The organism is Paenibacillus sp. FSL K6-1230, from assembly GCF_038002385.1.
GTDB classification, from domain to species: domain Bacteria; phylum Bacillota; class Bacilli; order Paenibacillales; family Paenibacillaceae; genus Paenibacillus; species Paenibacillus massiliensis.
The window spans coordinates 6029175-6050487 of sequence record NZ_JBBOCK010000001.1 but is presented as its reverse complement, the minus strand read 5'-3'; the positions used below and the strand labels follow the sequence as shown (position 1 = coordinate 6050487).

Genomic DNA, 21313 nt, shown 5'->3' with positions numbered 1-21313 from the left:
ATGTGGATACTGGAAGCTCATAATATATCTAAAGTATACGGCAACAAGTGGAACCGCCAGAAGGTGCTCAAGGGAATTGATTTGCGAATTGAAAAAGGGGAGTTCGTCGGGATCATGGGAGCCTCCGGCTCTGGAAAGACGACATTGCTGAATGTGCTCTCCTCCATCGACAAGCCCAGCGAGGGCAGTATTGTGATCGAAGGGCAAGAGTTCACTGCTATGAAGGAACGGCAGCTTGCGGAATTCCGTAAGCATCACCTGGGGTTTGTATTTCAGGAATATAACCTGCTGGATACACTCACTGTGAAGGAAAATGTGCTGCTACCTCTCTCCATCACCAAGCTTTCGAAGCAGGAGGCACACACAAGGTTCGAGGCAATTGCCAAGGAGCTCGGCATCTATGAACTCAGGGACAAGTACCCGTCCGAAATCTCCGGTGGACAGAAGCAACGTACTTCGGCAGCAAGGGCCTTCGTGCACAGGCCAAGTATTATTTTCGCTGATGAGCCAACGGGGGCTCTTGATTCCAAGTCCGCCTCTGATTTGCTGAACAAGCTGGCAGAGCTGAATGTCAGCGAGCAAGCCACGATTGTGATGGTGACGCATGATCCTGTCGCAGCCAGCTTTTGTAGCCGCGTTGTGTTCATTCGGGATGGACAGATCTACACCCAGCTATACCAAGGAGATCAATCGCGACAGGATTTTTTCCATGACATTATGACTACGCAGGGGGTATTGGGTGGTGTTCGCTCATGACCTTGAGCTATCTAATAGTTAGGAATTTGCGGAAAAATCTCACGAATCATTACCTGTATGTGATTGCACTCATCTTCAGTTCAGCCCTGTATTTCTCCTTCGTGACCCTGCAATATGACCCCTCGCTGAAAGAGATGAAGGATTCTATTAAAGGCTCGGCGGCACTTGGAGCCGCCTCGGTGATGCTCGTAGCGATCATAGCTATTTTCCTGCTCTACGCTAATACAATGTTCATTAAGCGGCGTAGCAAGGAGATCGGGCTGCTTCAATTGATCGGTCTGACGAAGGGACGGATTTTCGGGATATTAAGCGCGGAGAATCTACTGCTTTATTTTGGCTCGCTGATATGTGGTATTGGAGCGGGGTTTGCCGTCTCCCGGCTGCTGCTGATGGTCCTGCTGAAGGTGATGGGATTGCAGCAGGAAGCAGCACTTCGCTTCTCGGTGGCTGCGCTACTGCAGACGATCCTTGTGTTTGCCGCGCTATATTTGCTGATTATGATTATGAATTACGGCTTCATACGGGCACAGAGCATCCTGTCTCTCTTCAGTGCAAACTCACGCCCGCAGCAGCGTGCAGGTCACTTATCCCTCTGGGAAATGGTCATTGGCTTCCTCGGAATCGGCCTTATCCTGCTTGGATATTACATGTCGGCACGAATGTTTGAGAAGGACCCATCCAATGCCCTTCAGCTCATGTTGATGATGCTGTGGATTCTGGGTTCTGTGATTGTAGGGACATATATGTTCTATAAAGGCTCGGTTAGTCTGATTTTCTACTATATAAGGCGAAGCAAGCAGGGATATTTGAACATTCAGGAAGTGCTGTCTTTATCGTCTCTGATGTTCCGTATGAAGTCCAATGCACTGCTTCTCACGATCATTACGACGGTATCGGCACTTGCAATCGGGCTACTGTCCCTCAGTTATATTTCCTATTACTCGGCCGCAGCAGTGGCGAGAGAAAATAGCCCTGATGATTTTGCTTTCGTTGATGCATCGTCCAAGGAACGGTTCACCGCCGCTTTGACGGGGCAGAGAATCCATTATACAGAGGTTGAGCGACCAAGTGTAGCGGTCTCCGCGAACATCTTGGGAGTGCTCTCAGCCGAAGCCGTTCCCGATCAGCGATGGTCTCACCTAGAGCTCCGGGTTGTAAGTGACAGCACTGTGGAGGGAGTAACCTTGGGCCCTGATGAGGTATTGTTCATGGGCTATGGAAGTATTGCTCGAATACAGGTCCCGCTGCACGAGACCGGGCAGGTAACGTTCGCTCTGCGAGAAGGTGTGGCAACGCTGCAGCTTGTCGGCCTTGATGAGACTTCTATTTTGCCGGGCTATTATAGTCGATTGGTCCCCGTAGCCGTGGTATCGGCTGCCACATTTCAGCACATTGCGAAGTACAGCTCACCCATCCTACAACAGGAGCCATCCACCTACTATGGTATTCGTATATCGAATTACTCTGATCAGACGGAGGCTTACGAGATCTATACCAATCAGCAACATGAGCCTCCTAGCACATCTCAACAGCAGCTTATGCTGAACGGGCGTGCTCGGATGGGTCTGATTATGTTCATAGTCGGGTTCCTGGGGCTGACCTTTCTGCTGACATCTGGGTGCATTTTGTACTTCAAGCAGATGGACGAAGCGGAGGAGGAGCGAAGTAGCTATACAATTCTGCGTAAGATTGGATTCGCTGAGGATGATCTAATGCGGGGCATTCGACTCAAGCAGTGCCTCAATTTCGGTATTCCATTGTTGATCGGACTGAGCCATAGTTATTTTGCGGTGAAGTCGGGATGGTTCTTTTTCGGTACAGAGCTAGTTACCCCGATGCTGCTTGTGATGAGTGTCTATACCTTGCTGTATTCATTATTCGGTGTGCTATCTATACGTTATTTCAAGCAAGTTATTCATACCTCTCTATAAATAAAGTTGAAATTTGTCGGAAAAATGTGACTAATGTCATTGCGAATGTATAAAAAGCCCGGATTATTTTACCGATACATTGATTGTTATATGCATCTTCATGAAATTCATTTAGGTCTATATTAACAATTATCGGGAAAAAAGGTGGCTCACGACATGAGAAGCATGAGCATTGGCACAAAAATAAGTATCATCCTGATTGGCATCATTCTCGCCTATTCGGTAGCCATAGGAATCAGTGTGGCTTATGAGATGAAGCGCGGTATAGCTGCGTTCGCTACGGAGAAGGCCAAGCGGGATCTGGACATGACAGAACGTTTAATTCAATACAAGCATCCAGGTGACTGGGAAGTGCGAGACGGACAGCTATACAAAGGGACCACCTTGATGGACGGAAACTTTGAATTGGTGGATGAGATTGGTGAAGCCTCTGGGGATACCGCGACAATCTTTCGGGGAGATGAGCGTGTAGCTACCAATGTCATGATCGACGGGGAACGGGCGGTCGGGACCAAAGTATCCGGGGCTGTGGCTGAGGCTGTGCTGAAGCAGGGGCAGAGTTATTATGGGGAGGCTGTGGTGGTCGGCCAGACGTATCAGACCGCTTATGAGCCGATTCGCAATGCGACTGGAGAGGTCATCGGTATTCTCTATGTCGGTGCTTCCCAATCGCTGATGGATGTGATTATGGCCTCATTCTTACGTACCTTTCTTATTGTGGGTCTATTGGCGATGACAATTACCTTGGTGCTGATCTTATGGTATATACGACGGGTCAGTCGCCGGATTCAGCGCGTATCGGCTGCGATTAGGCAGGCAGGTACCGGTGATTTTACACAATCGGTTACAGATCCGGTGCAAGATGAGATTGGTCAACTGGCCGGTGGCTACAATGAGATGAGACTGAATCTGCAGGAGATTATTAGCCGAGGACTGCAGGCAGCTCATAAGGTCAAAGCATCAACAGGAATGCTGCAGCAGATTGCCGAGCAGACCCGTAAAGAGTCACAGCACATTGCTTCTACTGCAACGCAGGTTGCTGATGGGGCGGATAGTCAGACCAAGAGCACTGCAGAGAATCTGAAGGCGATGGAGGAGCTGTCTGCAGGTGTGCAGCGTATCGCTGAGCGTGCAACTTACATCTCCAGTTCAGCAGCTTCCTCGCGGAGCCAGGCATTGATTGGCGGCGAGACCGTACAATTATCCGTCAGACAGATGTCTGCGATCCATACCTCTGCCCAAGAGACGGAGCAGGTCATTAGCCTGCTGGAGCAGAAGTCGCACCAGATTCATCATATGGTAGGGGCTATTCAGGACATTGCGCGCCAGACCAATCTGCTTGCGCTGAATGCATCCATCGAAGCGGCCAGAGCAGGAGAGCATGGGAAGGGCTTCTCTGTCGTATCCGAGGAGGTGCGTAAGCTGGCTCAGCAATCGGCGGAGTCGTCCACCACCATTGAGAAGCTGGTTAGCGCCATGGAGCTTGAGATGAGCCAATCGACGGCCTCCATGTCACATGTAATCCGCGAGGTCGAGGAAGGACTGCGGTTAACGACAGAGACAGAACGTCATTTCGGGCATATTCTGGAGATGAATGCCCAGATCGCCGGGGAGCTGGAGGATATGGTGGCCACTACGGAGGAAATGTCGGCAGGAGTAGAAGAGATTACAGCTTCGGTACATGAGATCAGCCACCACGCTGTGCAGGCCAGCCTGAACGCACAGCAGACCGCGAGCTCGGCAGCCATGCAGCTGGATTCGATTGAGCAGGTGAAGACCTCTTCAGATGCTCTTTCGGAGGTATCGGATGAGCTACATACCTCGCTGAGTCAGTTCAGAATCTAGAGCAATTAGAATCTATAGCAATATGTAAATAAATCCCTCTAGGCTGCAACAATCCCCCATGCTCATACGTCCAAGGGCTGAGGTGAGGATATGAGACCGAAGGTTGTGTGGTTGGGAATTTGTATCTTGGCATTGCTGCTTACGGGAACTTGGACTATGGCTCCCGCTCCTGCATATGCGTGTTCCTGTGTAGAGCCGGGTCCGGTGGAGGAGAGACTGGAGCGAAAGACGGCTGTATTTCAAGGGACGGTAACCAGCATCAAGGAGCCTGCCCTGAAGAAGATGATGTCCAGCGAAGATCCCGTGCAGGTTACTTTTGCAGTGAAGCAATTGTGGAAAGGGGAGCCTCATGCAGAACTAAGCATACGCACAGCTATGTCTGGGGCAAGCTGCGGCTACGAGGGCTTCCGGGTGAATGAGGAATATGTGGTATTCGCCTATGGAGACCCGGATGATCTCAAGACGGGGCTCTGCGAGGGGACGAAGCCTGTCACTGAAGCTGGCGAGGAGCTTACCGTATTGGGGGAAGGATACTTGCCAGATGATCTAGAAGCATCAGATGGCTCTGGGCGAACGGGTCAAGTGGACTCCTCTGGACAGCAGAGTGAGTTGTCCGAGCAACAGGTGGGCTCTGGAAGAACGGCGTCTTCTGGCCATCTAAGTCCCATACTTGTGGTGCTAATCGCTGTAGTAGCTATTGTTGTACTGCTATTGGGTGCGCGCAGGTTCTATACCCGCAGAAGATAAACTGCACAGGCAGGCCTATCACCTGTAGGAGAACAACGTACGTCTATACACAAGAGAACAAGAATTTTTGAATTAACAGTTTTCAACGTTTTTTTATAAGAAGGGGGCTGTCCCTAAGGCCAAGTTAATGACCTTTGGGGACAACCCCAAACAAAAAGTGTATCTCGCTGATAAGCTGACGATCAGCTATTTTTAAGCGAAATAACGTTCTCCGCCGCACTTACAATATCCTTTACTGTCAGCTTATAGAACTCTTTTAGGTATTCAAGCTTACCGACCTGACCAAATTGTTCATGGACTCCGATTCGCCGCATTCGGGTAGGGCAATATTCGCTTAGAACCTCGGCCACTGCGCTTCCCAGACCGCCAATAACATTATGGTTTTCCGCCGTGACGATTGCTTTTGTTTTTTCGGCGTACTTCACAATTAAATCTTTATCGATTGGTTTAATGGAGAACATATCGATTACAGTTGCTTCGATTCCTTGTTCTTGCAGCAGGTCTGCCGCTCTCAAGGATTCCGCCACCATAATACCGCTTGCAATAATGGTGACATCGCCTCCTTCACGCAGAACCTTGCCTTTCCCTGCTTCAAAGACGTCATTTTCAGGATACAGCTTTACTGCATTTTTGCGGATCGTTCGGATGTAATGAATACCGTGCTCTTTTTCGATTTTGCGAAGCAAGTAACGCAGCATGGTGGAATCGCTCACTTCGTATACATGAGCACCGGGAATCAGACGAACTAGACCGAGATCTTCGAATGCCATATGGGTACCGCCGTTATGCTCAGCTGTTACTCCGGCATCAGAACCTAATATTTTGATATTCGTTTTTGCATAACCGCCTGAAATGAACAGCTGGTCAAAGGTGCGGCGGGTAGCGAACTGGCCGAATGTATGCACATAAGGGATTCTTCCTGTAAGCGACAGGCCGGCTGCAACCCCCATCATATTCGCTTCCATAATGCCGGTATTGATGATTTGCTCCGGAATCTCTTTGATAATTTTATTCGTGGAGATCGCGCTCATTAAATCAGCTTCCAAGCCGATGACATTGGGATTCGCCTTCGCCAGCTCCATTAACGTATTGGCATACATTTGACGCATTTCTACGTTCTCTAATTCATAGTGTTTGGCACTTGCGTTCATCATGACTCCACAGCCTTTCCAAGTTTAGTTTCCAATTCCGCAATCGCACTTAAAATAGCGGCTTCATCTGCTTCACTGGGGCGAATATGATGATTGTCGGCCTTTTCTTCTAAATAAGGAACGCCTTGCCCTTTGACCGTATCTAAAATAATCGCAATCGGCTTATTCTTTTGTGCTTTTCCCTTTTCAATAGCTTCATAGATTTCCTGTAACGAACTGCCGTCTACCTTCATAGTGTAAAAACCAAAGGCATTAAACTTCTCCTCAAAATCCAGCGGATCAATAATATCCTTCGTCAAACCGTCCAACTGCTTCTTATTGTCATCCACAAATACAAAGAGACGGTTCAGCTTATGATGTGCCGCGAATTGGATAGCCTCCCAGCACTGCCCTTCGTTTAATTCGCCATCACCCACGATACAGTAGGTGTAATTCTCTTTATTTGATAGTTTATGAGAAAGAGCTACTCCAACAGCCGCCGAAATTCCTTGGCCTAGAGATCCTGTTGTCATATCAACGCCAGGTGTTAAATTTTTGTCGGGATGTGAAGGGAGCTTCGTGCCATTTTGATTTAACGTATACAGAACCTCTTCGGGAAAGTAGCCTTTAGCCGCCAAAGTGGCATAAAGCCCCGGTCCGCCATGGCCTTTGGAGAGAATGAAATAATCACGTTCCTCCCATTTGGGGTTGGCTGGGTCCAGCTTCATCACTTCGCCATATAATACAGCCAGGGCCTCAACAATGGACAAGCTGCCGCCGTAATGGCCAAAACCAAGGTGATGCAGCTCTTTTAATGTTTTTAAACGGACCTCATCACGAAACAACTCCAATTTTTGCCAATCCAAACTCATTATAATTTCCTCCCTTTTGTATACCCGCGATACTGTCAACAAAACTGGAAGTACTTCCTGAAGCAATCATATATTAAATCGTTTTCAACATGACATGTGATTGGGAACAAACGATGTTCAGAATAGAATGACAAAGTTGTGCTAAAGCTAGTTTTGGACAAAATCCTGTTCCTGGAATAGACCTTTTCCGGACGGTTCAAAAGTTTTCTGCAAAAAGTGATATAATCCGTCTTCTTTATATGAATAATCTGTTATAGCATCCGCATGTTTTTTAACAAAATCAGAGGCGTTTGTCATGGCAACAGCATAGGAGGCCAACTTGAACATAGGAAGATCATTTTCCCCATCCCCTACTGCCATGATGCTGTCTTTAGACAATCCGAATTTGTCGAGTAAATGCTCAATGCCGGTTGCTTTTGAGACATTAGCCACTGCTACTTCCACGCTATGCTCCGAGGAGGAAGTACTGGTAAATGCTATTTGTTTCTTTAAATTGTCCAGCTCCATTTTCCATTCGTTAATGAGCTCCGCATTCTTACTGAAAAAATATACTTTCAAAATATTTAGTGCATGTAAGCGATCTAGCCAATCCAACCTCTCGTTTACGGACATTTTCCTGGACAGCCATTCATTTTCTTCGACTGTATCCGGTTTAGGGTCTGTTATACGCTCGCATATATAAGGTTTGTCTTGCTTGAGAGCGAAGCTCGGTCCTTCATTCGGATGAACTTCATAATAGATTCCCTTACTCCTTGCCTTCTCCACCAATTCCGACACAAGTGCAGGAAGAAGCGTATGTTCGACAATCTGCTCCTGACCAACGAAGACGGACATCCCATTGGCAGTAACCAGACCATCTACTTCTAAATCATGGGGCCAGACGTCTCTGACTTCTTTCAAAGTCCTTCCCGTTGCAATAAAAATAAATTTTCCACTTGCTCTCAGTTCCATAAAATATTTTTTTAGCCTATCACTTACACGGCTATACTCATCAAGCAAAGTGCCATCCATATCTAATACAATAATTTGATAAGGCATGTTCTCACCTTTCTATCCTTCCATAACATGGTCCAGGCCTATGGCCGGATGATGTTATGGAAGCCTCGAATTTGACGAAGCGAAATTGAGGGCCTTCTTTAAAAATAAAGGGGCTGCTTCAGCCTGAGCCGAAACACCCCCGGTGAGCCTAATCATTAAGCTTCATTGGCCAGCGAATCATGGTTTGCTTTGTTTTTCTTGAAGAAACCGAATACGACTGCCAATAGTACCAGTCCAACGACCGTTACGGTAACACCTGTAGCTCCAAACGATTTGGCGATATTTCCAAGAAGAATTCCGGAAGCCGCAAAGTCGGCATCAGAGAACGTTGTACTTGCAAAACCGAGGTTGCCGAGAACTGGCATTAAGAATACAGGCAGGAAGGTAATTAACAATCCATTCACAAAAGATCCCAGGGTAGCGCCGCGAACACCGCCTGTTGCATTACCGAATACCCCTGCTGTCGCACCCGTAAAGAAATGGGGAACTACACCTGGCAAGATGATAACGGACCCTGTAGCGGCAAGAATCACCATTCCCACGATCCCGCCAAGGAAGCTGCTGAAGAATCCAATTAACACCGCATTTGGCGCATATGGAAAAACAACCGGACAATCGAGAGCAGGCTTGGAGTTGGGAACAAGCTTGGTAGAAATCCCTTTGAAAGCGGGTACAATTTCAGCTAATACAAGCCGGACCCCAGAAAGGATGACGAATACCCCTGCCGCAAAGGTAACGCCCTGAATAACAGAGAACACAAGGTAATGAGTACCGCCGCTAAGTTCTGTCTCAACATAGGATGGGCCGGCAAAGAGAGCAATGATGACATACAGAACTACCATCGTTAACGAGATGGTCACAGAACTATCACGCAAGAATCCCAACCCTTTAGGAAAATTAATCTCCTCTGTTGAACGGGAGCCTTTCCCGACAAGCTTCCCTATAAGTCCAGAAGCAACGTAACCTAAGCTGGAAAAGTGCCCGAATCCTACGCTGTCGTTACCCGTGATTTTCCGCATGATGGGTTGGCAAATGGCCGGAAAAACCGCCATGATTAGACCTAAAGCAAGGGAACCGACAACAATCAGCGGGGCTCCTTTTAGACCTGAGACAACTAGAATAACAGCAAGCATACAAGCCATGTATAAGGTATGATGACCCGTTAAGAATATATATTTTAACTTTGTAAAGCGGGCAATCAAGATATTCGCTATCATGCCAAAAAACATAATAAAGGCGGTGACACTGCCAAATTCATTAAGAGCCATGGCAACAATGGCCTCGTTATTCGGAACAACGCCTGTTACGTGAAAGGCGCTCTGGAACATTTTCCCGAATGGATCCAGAGACTGAACAATGATTCCAGCCCCTGCGGAAATGACCAGAAAGCCCAGGAACGTCTTGGTTGTTCCTTTAACGATCTCACTTGTAGGCTTTTTCTGAATAATGAGTCCCACTAGAGAGATTAACGCAACCAAGACGGCTGGCTGGCTCAAAATATCCATCATCAATTTGAGAATTCTTTCGCCCATGATATCTGTCCCCTTTTATTTTCCTTAGAATAGAGCTTTCTTCCGTGATTAGAGCAATCCCTTTTCCTGGAATACATCCTTAAGCTTCGCACGAAGACCGTCCATATCTATAATGCTATCAATAACAATAACCTCCCCTAAATGCCCCATTCCTGTGGCAATATCCTTTGCAGCGATAAAAAGATCCGCTGAATCCGGAGTTGCCGAGCTAAGATCGGAATGGTCTACTTCGATACCGTTTAAACCAAACTCCGACAGGATTTGTTGAACATTCATCTCGAGCATGAAGCTGCTTCCTAACCCTGTACCGCAGATTGCCAATATTTTCATGATAATTCCTCCAACTTTTAATTTTTAATAGCTTCAGCATTCACTTATGAAGACCATTGCGTATTACGCCGTAGCAGAATATAGCTTAAATAAGTCAAGAATTTTCTCGATGGACTCTTCCTCTTTTAAAAGCTCTATGTTCTTGGTATCGCTGAGAAGCTTCGTTAACTGAGTAAGCGCCTTAAGATGTGTCTTGTTATCATTGGCCGCAACACAGAATAATAGCCGGACAGGGTACTTTTCGTCATTTAAGAAATATACCGGCTTATTTAGCTTTAAAAAGCTCATCCCTACTTGATTCACTCCCATTTTAGGACGTGCATGCGGGATCGCCACTTCATTGCCAATGACTACATACGGGCCTAAGGTCTTAATATTTGAAATCATTGCATCAATATAGGAAGGCTCAATCGCTCCCTTTTCCAGCAACGGTTGTGCCGCTGCTTTTATGGCCTCTTCCCAATCGAGGAGTTGTTCCATAACTTGAATCGTTTCTTCTTTTAATAAATCGCTTAGCACAGGCTGGTTCCTCCTCTGAATATCTATTTTTTTATGAAAAGTCAGTTGACTTAATGCGCCGGACAATCCTTTCTCATCATAGATGTTTGCATAACGCTCAATCGTTTGGAGAAGCTCCTTCAAGGATATGTCATGGTACTCAATACCAAAGAGCTGCTGATACACTTCATTGACTAATCTGTTTTTTTCATTTGGAGTCATGATTGGCTTTACATAAAAGTATGGAAGCGTTGATTCGAGCTCTACCGTCGAGAAGATAAGATCATATTGATCGATATTCTCATTTTGGTATCCCTGTAAAGACAGTGTTTTTTCTACGGTGATTTCCGAGAAAAGCGACTCTATCAGGTGTTTTACCATCAAAGAAGAGCTTACTCCGCTTGGGCAAACGACAATCGCTCTTTTCTTTTTCGGCATGGCTTGCTGCGGTTTTGCCAACAGTGCGCCAAAATGCATCGTAATAAAGCCGATTTCTTCCTCTGGAATATTGATGCTTAGTAGCGATCCAATGGGCTGAAGCAGCTCTTTTACAATGGTATACAGCTCATTGTGTTCACTTTTAATTTGATCGAGAAGCGGATTATGAATAGGAATCCGATATTTCATTCGAAAATAAGCCGGCTTCAAATGCTGATATAATGAGTGAATGACTTCATCCTTTTTTTCGAAAACAATGGCCGCTTTATATTCAAAATCAACGACGAGCTGTTCACATAAGTTAAAGAGCAAGTCCCGGCTCCCGTCCTGAACAGAGCGGCTTCCTAAAGACAACCCTAGCAATTGAGTGGTGAAATAGCATAGTTCATTGTCATCTTCCTCAAAACCCAGATGATGAAATAATGCTTTTGCCACGGACCACATCTGATCTTTTCTTAATAGCTCGATTTCATCACTATGAAATCGCACGAATTTTCTTTCCCGATGACGGTAAGCATAGACAATGAGAAAATAGGCAAATTGATGTACACGTTCCTCTACGAAATATAGATGAAAGTGCTTCTCCACCTGCACAAGAGCACTGTGAATAGAATTTAACGGAATTAGTTCTTTTCGATCACGTACTAGATAGTTGATTAATTTTCCGAAATAAGGAATTTGCATCAGCTGTGCTAAATGGTGCTGAACCAGTGTCCTCTTATCAGACTCTGTACCCCGAAGATGATAGCCTCCCTGCCTGGAATAACGAATTTCGACCAAGAAAGGTTGATTCATTTCATTTGCCTTTTTCACATCGGAAATCACTGTGTTTTTACTTACCTGTAGAAGCTGTATTAAGTGAACCGATGAAATGTGCTCTTGGCGTATAAAGAGGTACAGGTAAATGAAAATCAAACGTTCCTCTTCTGTTAAAAACAAATCTTGTTTTTGATTCTCCGATTGTTGCTTCCGATAAAAGTTCACCACCTCTTCCGGCACCATGATGTGATTCATTCCTTTGTACGGAATGGCAGGAAGTGTTCTCTCTTTCAACCAATAATTGATTTTATCCAAATCATAGGCAATTTGCCTTTTGGTTAATTGAGAGTGCTCCATGAGCTGATTCATGGTTGTATTCTTTACTTTTAAAAGGTGCTTCAGCAGAAAGGCAGGTCGTTTATCAATCATCACTCGGAAACACCTCCTGAAATCATCATATAATAAACCGCTTTCATTTTGGTGAGTCATTGAGAACAAACGATGGTGAGGAGAGAATAACAAAATTGTGCTGAACCTAATTTTGGCCAAAACCCTGTTCGTACCCCTGTTACATTTTTAACATCCCCGCCAGGCTGTCTGATGATGCGTAAGGCAATCCGGTCTTGCACAGCAAACGAACAAAACATTTCGATCTACATATTGAAGATTGAATAATACTTGGGGATTTATGCAAAATGCTCAATGTAGTAAAATATTGGAGAAGTCCCTGTTGTCCCAGATTTCTCTAGTTGCTATACATATTATTCATGGCTTCATACATAACATTGGAAGTGGGCAGTCCATAGTCTATCGGACTGTTCAAGCGGAGGATAAGCATGAAAGACTTCAGAGAACAGCTCCGGCACATTCAAGGTGGTCAGGAGCGACTGCTGCAGGAGTATGAATCCCTCGTGCGGGAATATGAATCACAGGATCTGCTGCTGGAAAATCAAGTGCTTCGACAGCAGGCAGAGGAGCGGCAGAAGCGTCTGGCAGAGCTCCAGCTTCGACTGCGCCAGCTGGAGGAGGAGAATGGAAGATTGCGGACCTCCTTGGCCGAGCAGATGATGGATGAGAAGCTGAATATCCTCAAGGTATCCCGTGAGAAGCTGAGTACGTACTTCGGCACACAGTCAGCGGGGCACATGAACAGGCTCGCTGCGCTAGAGATGGAGACGCGCACACGGATCATCCGACTCTTCCAGCAGGCTTCAGCAGAGCTGAAGACAGAGCAGCAGGAGCTCGCCATGATGATGCAGCGGGTGTCGGCAGAGCTGAATCAACGGATTGAGCGTCACCGGGAGAAGGTTCAAGCTGCACAGAGTCATCTGCGGGAGCAGGTCACAGGTCGTCTGGATGCTATGGCGCATGAGGAACTGGATGAGGCCACCATTCAGCGGAGAATCAAGCAAAATCAGATCGAAATGAAGATCGGCCTGAACTGGATTAACAAGCTTGGTATTTTGCTCATTATTCTGGGAGTAGGTGCAGCATTTCGTTATAGCTATGCAACCTGGTTCAACAGTTATATGAAAGGAAGTGCGTTCTTCCTGCTCGGCCTGCTTCTGCTGGGTGGAGGCGAGTGGTTATTCCGACGTCAGAAGCAGACTTTTGCATTAGGACTGCTAGGCGGAGGAATCTCGGTGTTGTATGGGTCCATTTTCTATAGTTATTTCTTGTTGGATATCATCAGTCTGTGGCTCGGTCTAGCCATGTCTGTGATTGTATCCTTGCTGGCAGTGCTCTTGTCATTGCGTTATCAGTCCCGTACGATTCTCGGCCTGGCACTGGCAGGTGGGTATATGCCACTGATGTCCTACATCTGGGCGAGCTCAGGTCTGGAGGGGAATGCAGTCTATGCTGCTATGGTGTACCTGTTCCTGTTGAATGCAGCGATCCTGATCGTGTCCTTCCGAAGACGGTGGGAGATTATTCATCAGATCAGCTTCGTCCTTCATACACCATCTTGGCTGCTGCTGCTGTCCTTCACGGAGAACGTGCCTGCCGCTATCCTGTATACGATGCTGTCCTTCCTCATGTATCTCGGCATTACTTTGGGCTACCCGTTCTTGCATAAGGCCAAGCTGAAGGTAACGGACATCGTACTGCTGGCCTTGAATACCATGATTAGCTGCGTGTTGGTCTATGGATTGTTCAATCAGGCCGGCTGGCAGGATTATCGTGGATTGCTGGCATTGCTATTCTGCGCTGCTTTCTGGGGACTTGGGAAGCTGACCGAGAGAACGGCACGTCAGGAAAAGTCGGCTGTCATCCTTTTCTATATCACTTCATTAACCTTTGCCATTCTGATGATTCCATTCCAGTTGGGTATGCGCTGGCTGTCCATGGGCTGGCTGGCAGAAGCGGTGCTGCTCATTATTTATGGCAGCAGGCATCAACTGAAGTCGATGGTACGTGCAGGCTGGGGGATATTGGTGCTGTGTCTGGCAGCATTTCTACTCGTGGATGCTACGGTCTATCAGCTGTTTGGCGTGGATGAAGCCTTCTTTGAGCTAAAGTACACCTTTGTGATCGCAGGTATGCTTGGAGTGACCCTCCATTATGCTGTCAGCCAAAGGCGTGGGGAAGCTATGGAGTTCATGCCCTATGAGTGGACGCTAATCAGGGTCTTTAAATGGATCACCCTCATCAGTCTATGGTTCTATTTCTTGTATGAGGGGCACGTAAATTATACACGTTTCGTACCGCAGGATTGGGTGCATAATGACTATTATCATGCGCTGCTGCTGGCAGGCCTCACCATCGGGCTATCCTATATACTGGACAGGATTCAGATCCTGGAGGACACTGTAGTTCGTTATTACCGTGCGGCTCTCTATGCGGTAGGGTATCTCATCTGTCTGTATGTTCTGCTGGCCATACCTACGTTCCAGTGGGAGCGTGATATGCATTCCATTAGTGAATACGTAGCTCTGGTCATCCTGTTCGTGGTGCATGCATTCATCTTCCTTCATGTACGTGATGTGCTGCTGCGCTTCATGCAACAGCGCTACGCCAATGCTGAGCTGTATCCAGTCATTATGGGATTGTACCTGCTCTGTATGCTGACGGTGTTCATGCTGGTGCAGCTGCGACTTGGGGACTTAGGCTACTTGTTCAGCATGATGTATCTGTTGCTGGCAATCGGCTATATCGCTTATGGCTTCCGTGGGAGGTATATCTACATCCGTCGTATGGGCTTGGGACTGACCCTGCTGGCGACGGCCAAGCTAGTTCTCCTCGATATGACGTATGTTTCTGCTGGCAGCAAGATTGTCTCTTATTTTGTTTTTGGTGTAATTCTGTTAGGCATTTCGTATATGTACCAAAAGGTCTCCAGTAAGCTGGGGGGATCGGAATCAGAGGAGAATCGGAGGAGAAGCGAGAGTGAGCAAGAAGCGTCTACCCATACCGATGTCTAGCCTACTACGTAGAATGGGCTGCCTGCTTGGCACAATCAGCCTCCTGTTAGTCCTGAGTCCCTCTTCCGTGACGCATGGAACGGAAGCCGACCCGACGTCAGCATGGAAATTTAAAAAAATGATTGAAATACCGAATAGTAGTACATACTATAGTGTGCTTCTGGATGAGGAGGTCTACGCAGAAGCAAGTGCAGGGCTGGAGGATATTCGGATCGTGGATTCGACGGGCCAGTTTATCCCTTTTTATATGGAGAATACGGATATGTACGTTTCTGCGGGACAATTGAATGAGGGGCAGCAGGAGAAGGTGAGCAAGCAATATCACACCTCTCTATTGAGAACTACGAGGGCGGATGGACATACCTCTTTTGATTATAAGGTGATGGTAGAGAGGGAACTCACGGACCCAGTCATTAATCATCTGAACTGGACCTTGCCGTCAGCCATGTTCCTCAAGCAAGTCGAGGTATATGGGAGCTATGATGGAGCAGAGTGGACATTTCTGGATAAGGCTCAGCTGTATCGCACCGATAAGAATCAGAAGAATAGCATCGAATGGGAGGAGGCTCAGCGCTTTCAATATTACCGTCTGCGGGTATTGGATAATGCAGAAGAGCTTGCTTTTCCAGAGCTGCTGCTGGAGCAGAAGGTGCGAATAGACGATATTCGTCAGCCGATCAGCAGACAGAAGGTACCTGCTTACGATATCTCTGAAGCGGGGACTCGGACTGTGATAACTTTACACAATCCTGAGCGGCTACTGATTAGCAGATTTGAGCTGGAGCTGGAGGGGAGCTTCAAGCGAACCTATCGGCTTCTGGATGAGACAGGTCAGCTTGTGGCGAATAAGGAAGGATCTGAGTTGTATCAGCTATCTACCAACGACACCAGATCGGAGCCGTTGACCTTGACACCGGAGCTACCCTTGAAGGATAGTCGTCTGCAGATCGAGATCGACAATGGCGATGACAGACCACTCAGCATCTTGGCCATCAGGAATGAATATATATTGGACCGTCTGGTATTCGAGGCGCGTGGGACTGCTCCTTATGCGCTACTCTATGGCAATGAAGGCGCTGGGGCTCCCAATTATGATCTGGCTGCATTCAAGCCCTACATTGATCAAGCACATCCAAGTGATATTCTTCTCGGCACCCAACAGGCTAACACAACTTATCGTGAGCCGACGGGAGAACTTCTATGGTGGTTTCAGACAGAGAAGTGGTTTCGTGTTATAATGATGATCGTAACCATCCTGTTGGTTATATATCTTGTCCGTAAACTAAGCTACACCAACAACAAGTCATAATGAGGAGTTGAAATGAATGAGTGAAAAGGTGAATGAGCTGGAGCTGGTCCAGTTCATAGCAGATGAAACCAAGATCGATTCCAAGAGCATTATGCTTGTATTGAAGCATGAGCAGGACTTTATCAATAATGCTCAAGCAGATGTGAATGGCGAGGTGGACATTGATAGTGATGAGTTGGTGGATTACATTCTAAGCCGTTCTGACGTGAAGTTGGATGAAATTACGGTGGAGACGATTCTTGACACGGAAATGGACTATTTTATGGACAAAGAGTTAGGCGGGTTCGAGGACTAAGCAGCATCGAAGGACCAACGACTGCTTCGATACATCCATAAATATTTGTATACTGAATACTCTCTTAAGCTCGCGTGGAATCATGCGTTTTTAAGGGAGTATTTTTTTGTCGACTTATTACGACTTTTTTCATATTATATTGACATAAATCTACTTGTTTCACATCAATTGAAGCTGGATAATAAGGTACTACGACCTAGTCTAAAGGTCTTGGTGAGGGGGAGCTCATGTGAATATTACCAAGAAACTATCGTTCAGCTTTGCTGTAGTTCTATGTATTACACTGATTGTGGGCGGCGCGGGATGGTTCCAGATTCGTGATATGGAGCAGTCGTACCGTGAGTTATTCGCCAATCGGGTGGACAAGATTGTTCAAATCCAGGATTTGAAGAGCAATGCGCTTACGCAGACCAAGAATTTCCGTGCTTATCTATTGACGGGAGAGATATCCCAGTATGAGGAATATGAGAAGAACAGGGTGGCTTTTGCAAATAGGCTGAAGGACTTTGAAGCTAGATTAACTCCTGTAGAAGCTGAGCAGATGACAGAACGCTTCGTTGCCATGGAACAGGAATATGCAGATGTAGTACAGGAGATCAAGGCTTATAAAATGGTGGAGGATCGCGAAGCCTACACCCGTCTGGTCATGGAGAAGTGTGTTCCCATGGCGCAAGCGCTATCAGATACGGCAGACGAGCTGGCTGCATACCAGCAGAAGCTGCTTGATCAGTCCCGCGATGAGCTGACGGCTAAGGTTGAACAGATTGAATCATTCATTCTGATCACCGTGCTGCTTGCAGTAGCCGCTGGGGCTGTCTTGTCCATTTGGACTACACGCTTGATTGCACGCCCAGTGACGATGGTGGCAGCGGCTGCCAGACAGATTGCCGCCGGGGATCTAACGGGGGCAGATCTGCAGATCAAACAGCGGGATGAAGTAGGGGATATGAGCAGGGACTTTAACATCATGAAGCAGCAGCTGCAATCCCTGTTGAAGGCTGTCGCAATGAATGCGAATCAGCTATCTCGTGCATCAAGTGAACTGTCAACTCTGTCTGCGGATAGTACAGGCGGCGCAGAGCAGATGTCGGAGGCAGTCCGTAATATTAACGAATCAGCAAGCTTCCAGGTAGAGCGTAATCGGGAGAATCAGCAGGCGGTCAGACACAGTGCCGAGCGGATTCGGGTCATTGCTGAATCTTCCGCAGTTACAGCCGAGCTGTCGGAGCAGGCAATATCCCAAGCCAAGCGCGGGGAGCAGCAGCTTGAGCATACTGTGGAGCAGATGGCCCTGATTAATGCATCCATTGAGCAATCTGCCGGGCTGATCTTCGAGCTGGGTGAACAATCCCAGAGTATCGTCAAGATTACGCAGTTAATTCAGGATGTTGCCCGCCAAACGAAGATTTTGTCACTCAACGCTTCGATTGAGGCTGCTAGAGCTGGAGTACAGGGGAAGGGCTTTGCGGTGGTAGCTGAAGAGGTACAGCAGCTGTCGGACAAGACGCAGAAGGCCTCAGGCGAGATAGCCGAGCGCATTCATGACATGGTACATACAGTGTCCAAGGCCGTACAGGCGATGAGGGCAGGATCACAGGAGATGGATACCGGGTCGAGAATGATCCGCGATACGGCAGGTGTATTTCATGAGGTGCAGCAGGCGGTCCATACCGTAGCAGAGCATTCCCAGGAGGTGTCAGCCGCAACCGAGGAACTGTCAGGACTGACCGAGCAATTGCTGGAATCCGAGCGGAAGCTCGTCGGCTTGTCCATGGGGATCTCCGGACAATCGCAAGGTGTTGCGGACACCTGCCAGGAGCAGCTTGCATCCATCGAGCAGATATCTGCTTCAGCAGAGGGACTACAGCAGATGGCAGACCAATTGCTGCGGGAAATGAATCAGTTCAGGCTGGAGGCTACGCAGGAGGTTGGCGACCCGATGGTAAGCGCTCCGGTCCGTAAGGAGGACTATGAAGAGGAGCAGCCAGCTTTTTGATGAATGTGTGTCTGCGTGGGTAATATACAATGAGATGCCTAATTTTGTATTTGGAATCCATGTATATCATCGAACCCTACTCGCTAGGATAAGGAGGCAGCAATCATGAAGATACTAGTAATTGGCGCAAACGGTCAGATTGGACAGCATGTGGTCCAGCTGCTGGAGAAGGATGAGAATCATTCTGCAAAAGCCATGATTCGCAAGGAGGAGCAGGCTCCTGCTCTTGAGCAATGGGGAGCCGAGACGGTTATTGCCGATCTGGAAGGCTCGGTCGAAGATATCGCTGCGGCTGCGGCTGGCTGCGAGGCTATCGTATTCACCGCAGGCTCTGGTGGACATACAGGAGCGGACAAGACCCTGCTGATTGATCTGGATGGCGCGATCAAGGCGATGGAGGCTGCGGAGCAGGCCGGCATCCAGCGCTTCATTTTGGTAAGTGCGATGTATGCGGATCAGCGGGAGAAGTGGCCAGAGGAGATCAAGCCTTACTATGTAGCGAAGCACTTTGCGGATCGAATCCTGATGAATAGTAATCTGGACTATACTATCATCCGTCCTGGTGGATTGGTAAATGAGGAGGCGACAGGCGGAATTCAGATTGGAGAGGATGCGTCCCGCCGCACCATTCCTAGAGCGGATGTAGCTGCTATCGTTGTCGCTGCCTTGAATGAGCCTACGACGATCAGGCGTGCTTTTGACGTCACTTCAGGTAATATGCCCATTTCACTTGCTCTGCAGCGGCTGTGAGTATATTAGATATTTTGAGGATATTTTAAAGACAAGATCATACAGGAGCCTTTACTGGCAGGCTCGGAACACTGAGGCGTGACAGCTGCCTTGCAAAGTATCAGGACGGGATAACCGTCCTTTTTTTTGTGGTCCAGGGCATTCCTTAGAAAAGTTCACAACATTAGAACAGAGATACTATCAATAGTTAGACTTATTTGGATAGATATATTAACATAATAATTAGATGAAATAGAATATCATTCCAGTGAACAGTCGAGCTGATCCAAGAAGGAGATGTGTCATGCAGCAACTGAAGATGGTATTTCGAAATTCTAGTTATGTAAAACTGTTTCTCGCTAGTCTAACTTTTCAGCTAGGCAATGTGATTGGCCTGACAGCATTTATGTTCTATCTACTTAATCGCTTCTCCAATCAACCAGCTTATGCAACCTTAGCCGAGCTAATGTACTCTTTGCCAACGCTGGTGGTCTTTCTCCTTGTCGGTGTCGTTGTAGATCGTCTTGACCGGCAGAAAATTGCTGCTCATTGTAATTCGATTAGCGCGATTCTATCCATCGGTCTATTGCTAGCAATCTGGATGAACTGGATGCCGCTGATTTTCATGTTTTTATTTCTGCGAAGTGCTGTCTGTAAATTCTTCCTTCCTGCCGAGAGCTCGCTGATTCAAGGAATACTGTCCAAAGAAACCTATACAGTTGCAGCGGGCCTCAATCAAGCACTGGGAAGTCTATTTGTCTTGTTCGGCAGCGCTCTTGGCGCTGTGGCCTATTGGAATATCGGAATTATGGGAGCGATCCTGATCGATGCGATCTCCTTCACCGTCGCGACTTTTCTGATTCGAGCTTGCTCGATCGAGGAGAAGACACGTATTCCTAATGGGGAGAGTGGATGGAGGAACATGGGCATCAGAATGATAGCGAGTGACTTCAAGGAAGGCTTCATATACATCTTAAGAAGCAAATTGTTACTATCGCTGATTATGGGATTTTTTGTGTTCGGTATAGTTAATGGCGGATTGAGTGTCATGCCTATCTTCATTCTGAAATATAAGCTGGTCCCCGACACCTATGAACAGTACTCGGTGTGGATGGGGATGATTGTCGGTGTAGCTCTATTGATAGGAAGCCTCGTGGCCTCAATGATCTCTTCTAGATTCAAGCTGTATCAGCTTATATCCGTTGGTCTGCTGATCAGTGGAGTGATGCTCGCTGCTGCTGGGCTCATGAACAATATATACAGCTTTTTTGTTTTTAGCTTTCTAGGATATTTCGCATTACCTGCCGTGAATATTGGTCTGGGCGGTTGGCTACCGCGCATCGTTGCTCCGCAAATGATGGGACGTGTGCAGGGATGGATTAATCCACTGATGATGTTATCTCACTCGCTTACTCTGGGGATGATTGGAATCAGCTTCCCGGCTGCGATCTCCATTGAAGCGTTGTTCCTGCTGATCGGTGCTTGCCTACTAGCTGTAGCTGTATATTATCTGGCTACACTTCCTCGATATACGGAGGATGAACCATCTCCGCTTACTCAGACAAAGACTGTGGAGAATGCTCCTTCTCTCTAAGTCAGTATCTCGGCGTTCCTTTCTACACATAAAACAAGCGTTACCGCTGTCAGCAGGAGGCTAACAGCAGTAACGCTTTTTGATATTCATTA

Annotated in this window: 16 protein-coding genes; 10 read left to right on the top strand and 6 right to left on the bottom strand. The window is 47.2% G+C overall.

Features of this window, described 5'->3' with window-relative positions:
* The 4 genes from MKX74_RS26725 to MKX74_RS26710 all read left to right on the top strand — a co-directional run bounded on the left by MKX74_RS26725 (window position 1) and on the right by MKX74_RS26710 (window position 5279).
* Entirely contained in the window at window positions 1-756 is a 756-nt protein-coding gene (locus tag MKX74_RS26725; protein ID WP_341180338.1) for an ABC transporter ATP-binding protein, read from the top strand.
* A complete protein-coding gene (locus tag MKX74_RS26720) occupies window positions 753-2687 on the top strand; it encodes an FtsX-like permease family protein (protein WP_341180337.1) in 1935 nt (644 codons plus the stop codon). The genes MKX74_RS26725 and MKX74_RS26720 overlap by 4 nt, the downstream gene beginning before the upstream one ends.
* A 156-nt stretch (window positions 2688-2843) precedes the next feature.
* Window positions 2844-4532, top strand: a complete 1689-nt coding sequence (locus MKX74_RS26715) for a methyl-accepting chemotaxis protein (RefSeq protein ID WP_341180336.1) — start codon at window positions 2844-2846, stop codon at window positions 4530-4532.
* 90 nt (window positions 4533-4622) lie between these two features.
* Window positions 4623-5279 carry a hypothetical protein gene (locus tag MKX74_RS26710; RefSeq protein ID WP_341180335.1) on the top strand — a complete coding sequence of 219 codons (657 nt, stop codon included), beginning with the start codon at window positions 4623-4625 and terminating at the stop codon, window positions 5277-5279.
* 182 nt (window positions 5280-5461) lie between these two features.
* Here MKX74_RS26710 and MKX74_RS26705 read toward each other — a convergent pair whose 3' ends face one another.
* From MKX74_RS26705 to MKX74_RS26680, 6 genes are all read right to left on the bottom strand, one after another.
* Entirely contained in the window at window positions 5462-6433 is a 972-nt protein-coding gene (locus tag MKX74_RS26705) for a transketolase family protein (RefSeq protein ID WP_341180334.1), read from the bottom strand.
* The gene (locus MKX74_RS26700) at window positions 6430-7281 is read right to left on the bottom strand and encodes a transketolase (RefSeq protein ID WP_341180333.1); all 852 of its coding nucleotides are present in this window, start codon (window positions 7279-7281) and stop codon (window positions 6430-6432) included. The genes MKX74_RS26705 and MKX74_RS26700 overlap by 4 nt, the downstream gene beginning before the upstream one ends.
* Window positions 7282-7428: 147 nt before the next feature.
* On the bottom strand, window positions 7429-8319 hold the full coding sequence (locus MKX74_RS26695) for a Cof-type HAD-IIB family hydrolase (protein ID WP_341180332.1): 891 nt from the start codon (window positions 8317-8319) through the stop codon (window positions 7429-7431).
* A gap of 155 nt (window positions 8320-8474) precedes the next feature.
* A complete protein-coding gene (locus MKX74_RS26690; protein WP_028590703.1) occupies window positions 8475-9851 on the bottom strand; it encodes a PTS ascorbate transporter subunit IIC in 1377 nt (458 codons plus the stop codon).
* 48 nt (window positions 9852-9899) lie between these two features.
* On the bottom strand, window positions 9900-10181 hold the full coding sequence (locus tag MKX74_RS26685; protein WP_341180331.1) for a PTS sugar transporter subunit IIB: 282 nt from the start codon (window positions 10179-10181) through the stop codon (window positions 9900-9902).
* A gap of 63 nt (window positions 10182-10244) precedes the next feature.
* A complete protein-coding gene (locus MKX74_RS26680) occupies window positions 10245-12305 on the bottom strand; it encodes a BglG family transcription antiterminator (protein WP_341180670.1) in 2061 nt (686 codons plus the stop codon).
* A gap of 407 nt (window positions 12306-12712) precedes the next feature.
* Here MKX74_RS26680 and MKX74_RS26675 point away from each other — a divergent pair, with 407 nt between their 5' ends.
* The 6 genes from MKX74_RS26675 to MKX74_RS26650 all read left to right on the top strand — a co-directional run bounded on the left by MKX74_RS26675 (window position 12713) and on the right by MKX74_RS26650 (window position 21221).
* Entirely contained in the window at window positions 12713-15298 is a 2586-nt protein-coding gene (locus MKX74_RS26675; protein ID WP_341180330.1) for a DUF2339 domain-containing protein, read from the top strand.
* Entirely contained in the window at window positions 15264-16607 is a 1344-nt protein-coding gene (locus MKX74_RS26670) for a DUF3999 family protein (protein WP_341180329.1), read from the top strand. Before MKX74_RS26675 ends, MKX74_RS26670 begins: the two co-directional genes overlap by 35 nt.
* A 16-nt stretch (window positions 16608-16623) precedes the next feature.
* On the top strand, window positions 16624-16902 hold the full coding sequence (locus MKX74_RS26665) for a hypothetical protein (protein WP_018883900.1): 279 nt from the start codon (window positions 16624-16626) through the stop codon (window positions 16900-16902).
* Between the two features lie 229 nt (window positions 16903-17131).
* On the top strand, window positions 17132-18898 hold the full coding sequence (locus MKX74_RS26660; RefSeq protein ID WP_341180328.1) for a methyl-accepting chemotaxis protein: 1767 nt from the start codon (window positions 17132-17134) through the stop codon (window positions 18896-18898).
* A gap of 105 nt (window positions 18899-19003) precedes the next feature.
* Window positions 19004-19648 (top strand): SDR family oxidoreductase, encoded by a 645-nt coding sequence (locus MKX74_RS26655; protein WP_341180327.1) that lies wholly within the window; start codon window positions 19004-19006, stop codon window positions 19646-19648.
* A gap of 283 nt (window positions 19649-19931) precedes the next feature.
* The gene (locus tag MKX74_RS26650; protein ID WP_341180326.1) at window positions 19932-21221 is read left to right on the top strand and encodes an MFS transporter; all 1290 of its coding nucleotides are present in this window, start codon (window positions 19932-19934) and stop codon (window positions 21219-21221) included.
* Window positions 21222-21313: the final 92 nt, after the last annotated feature.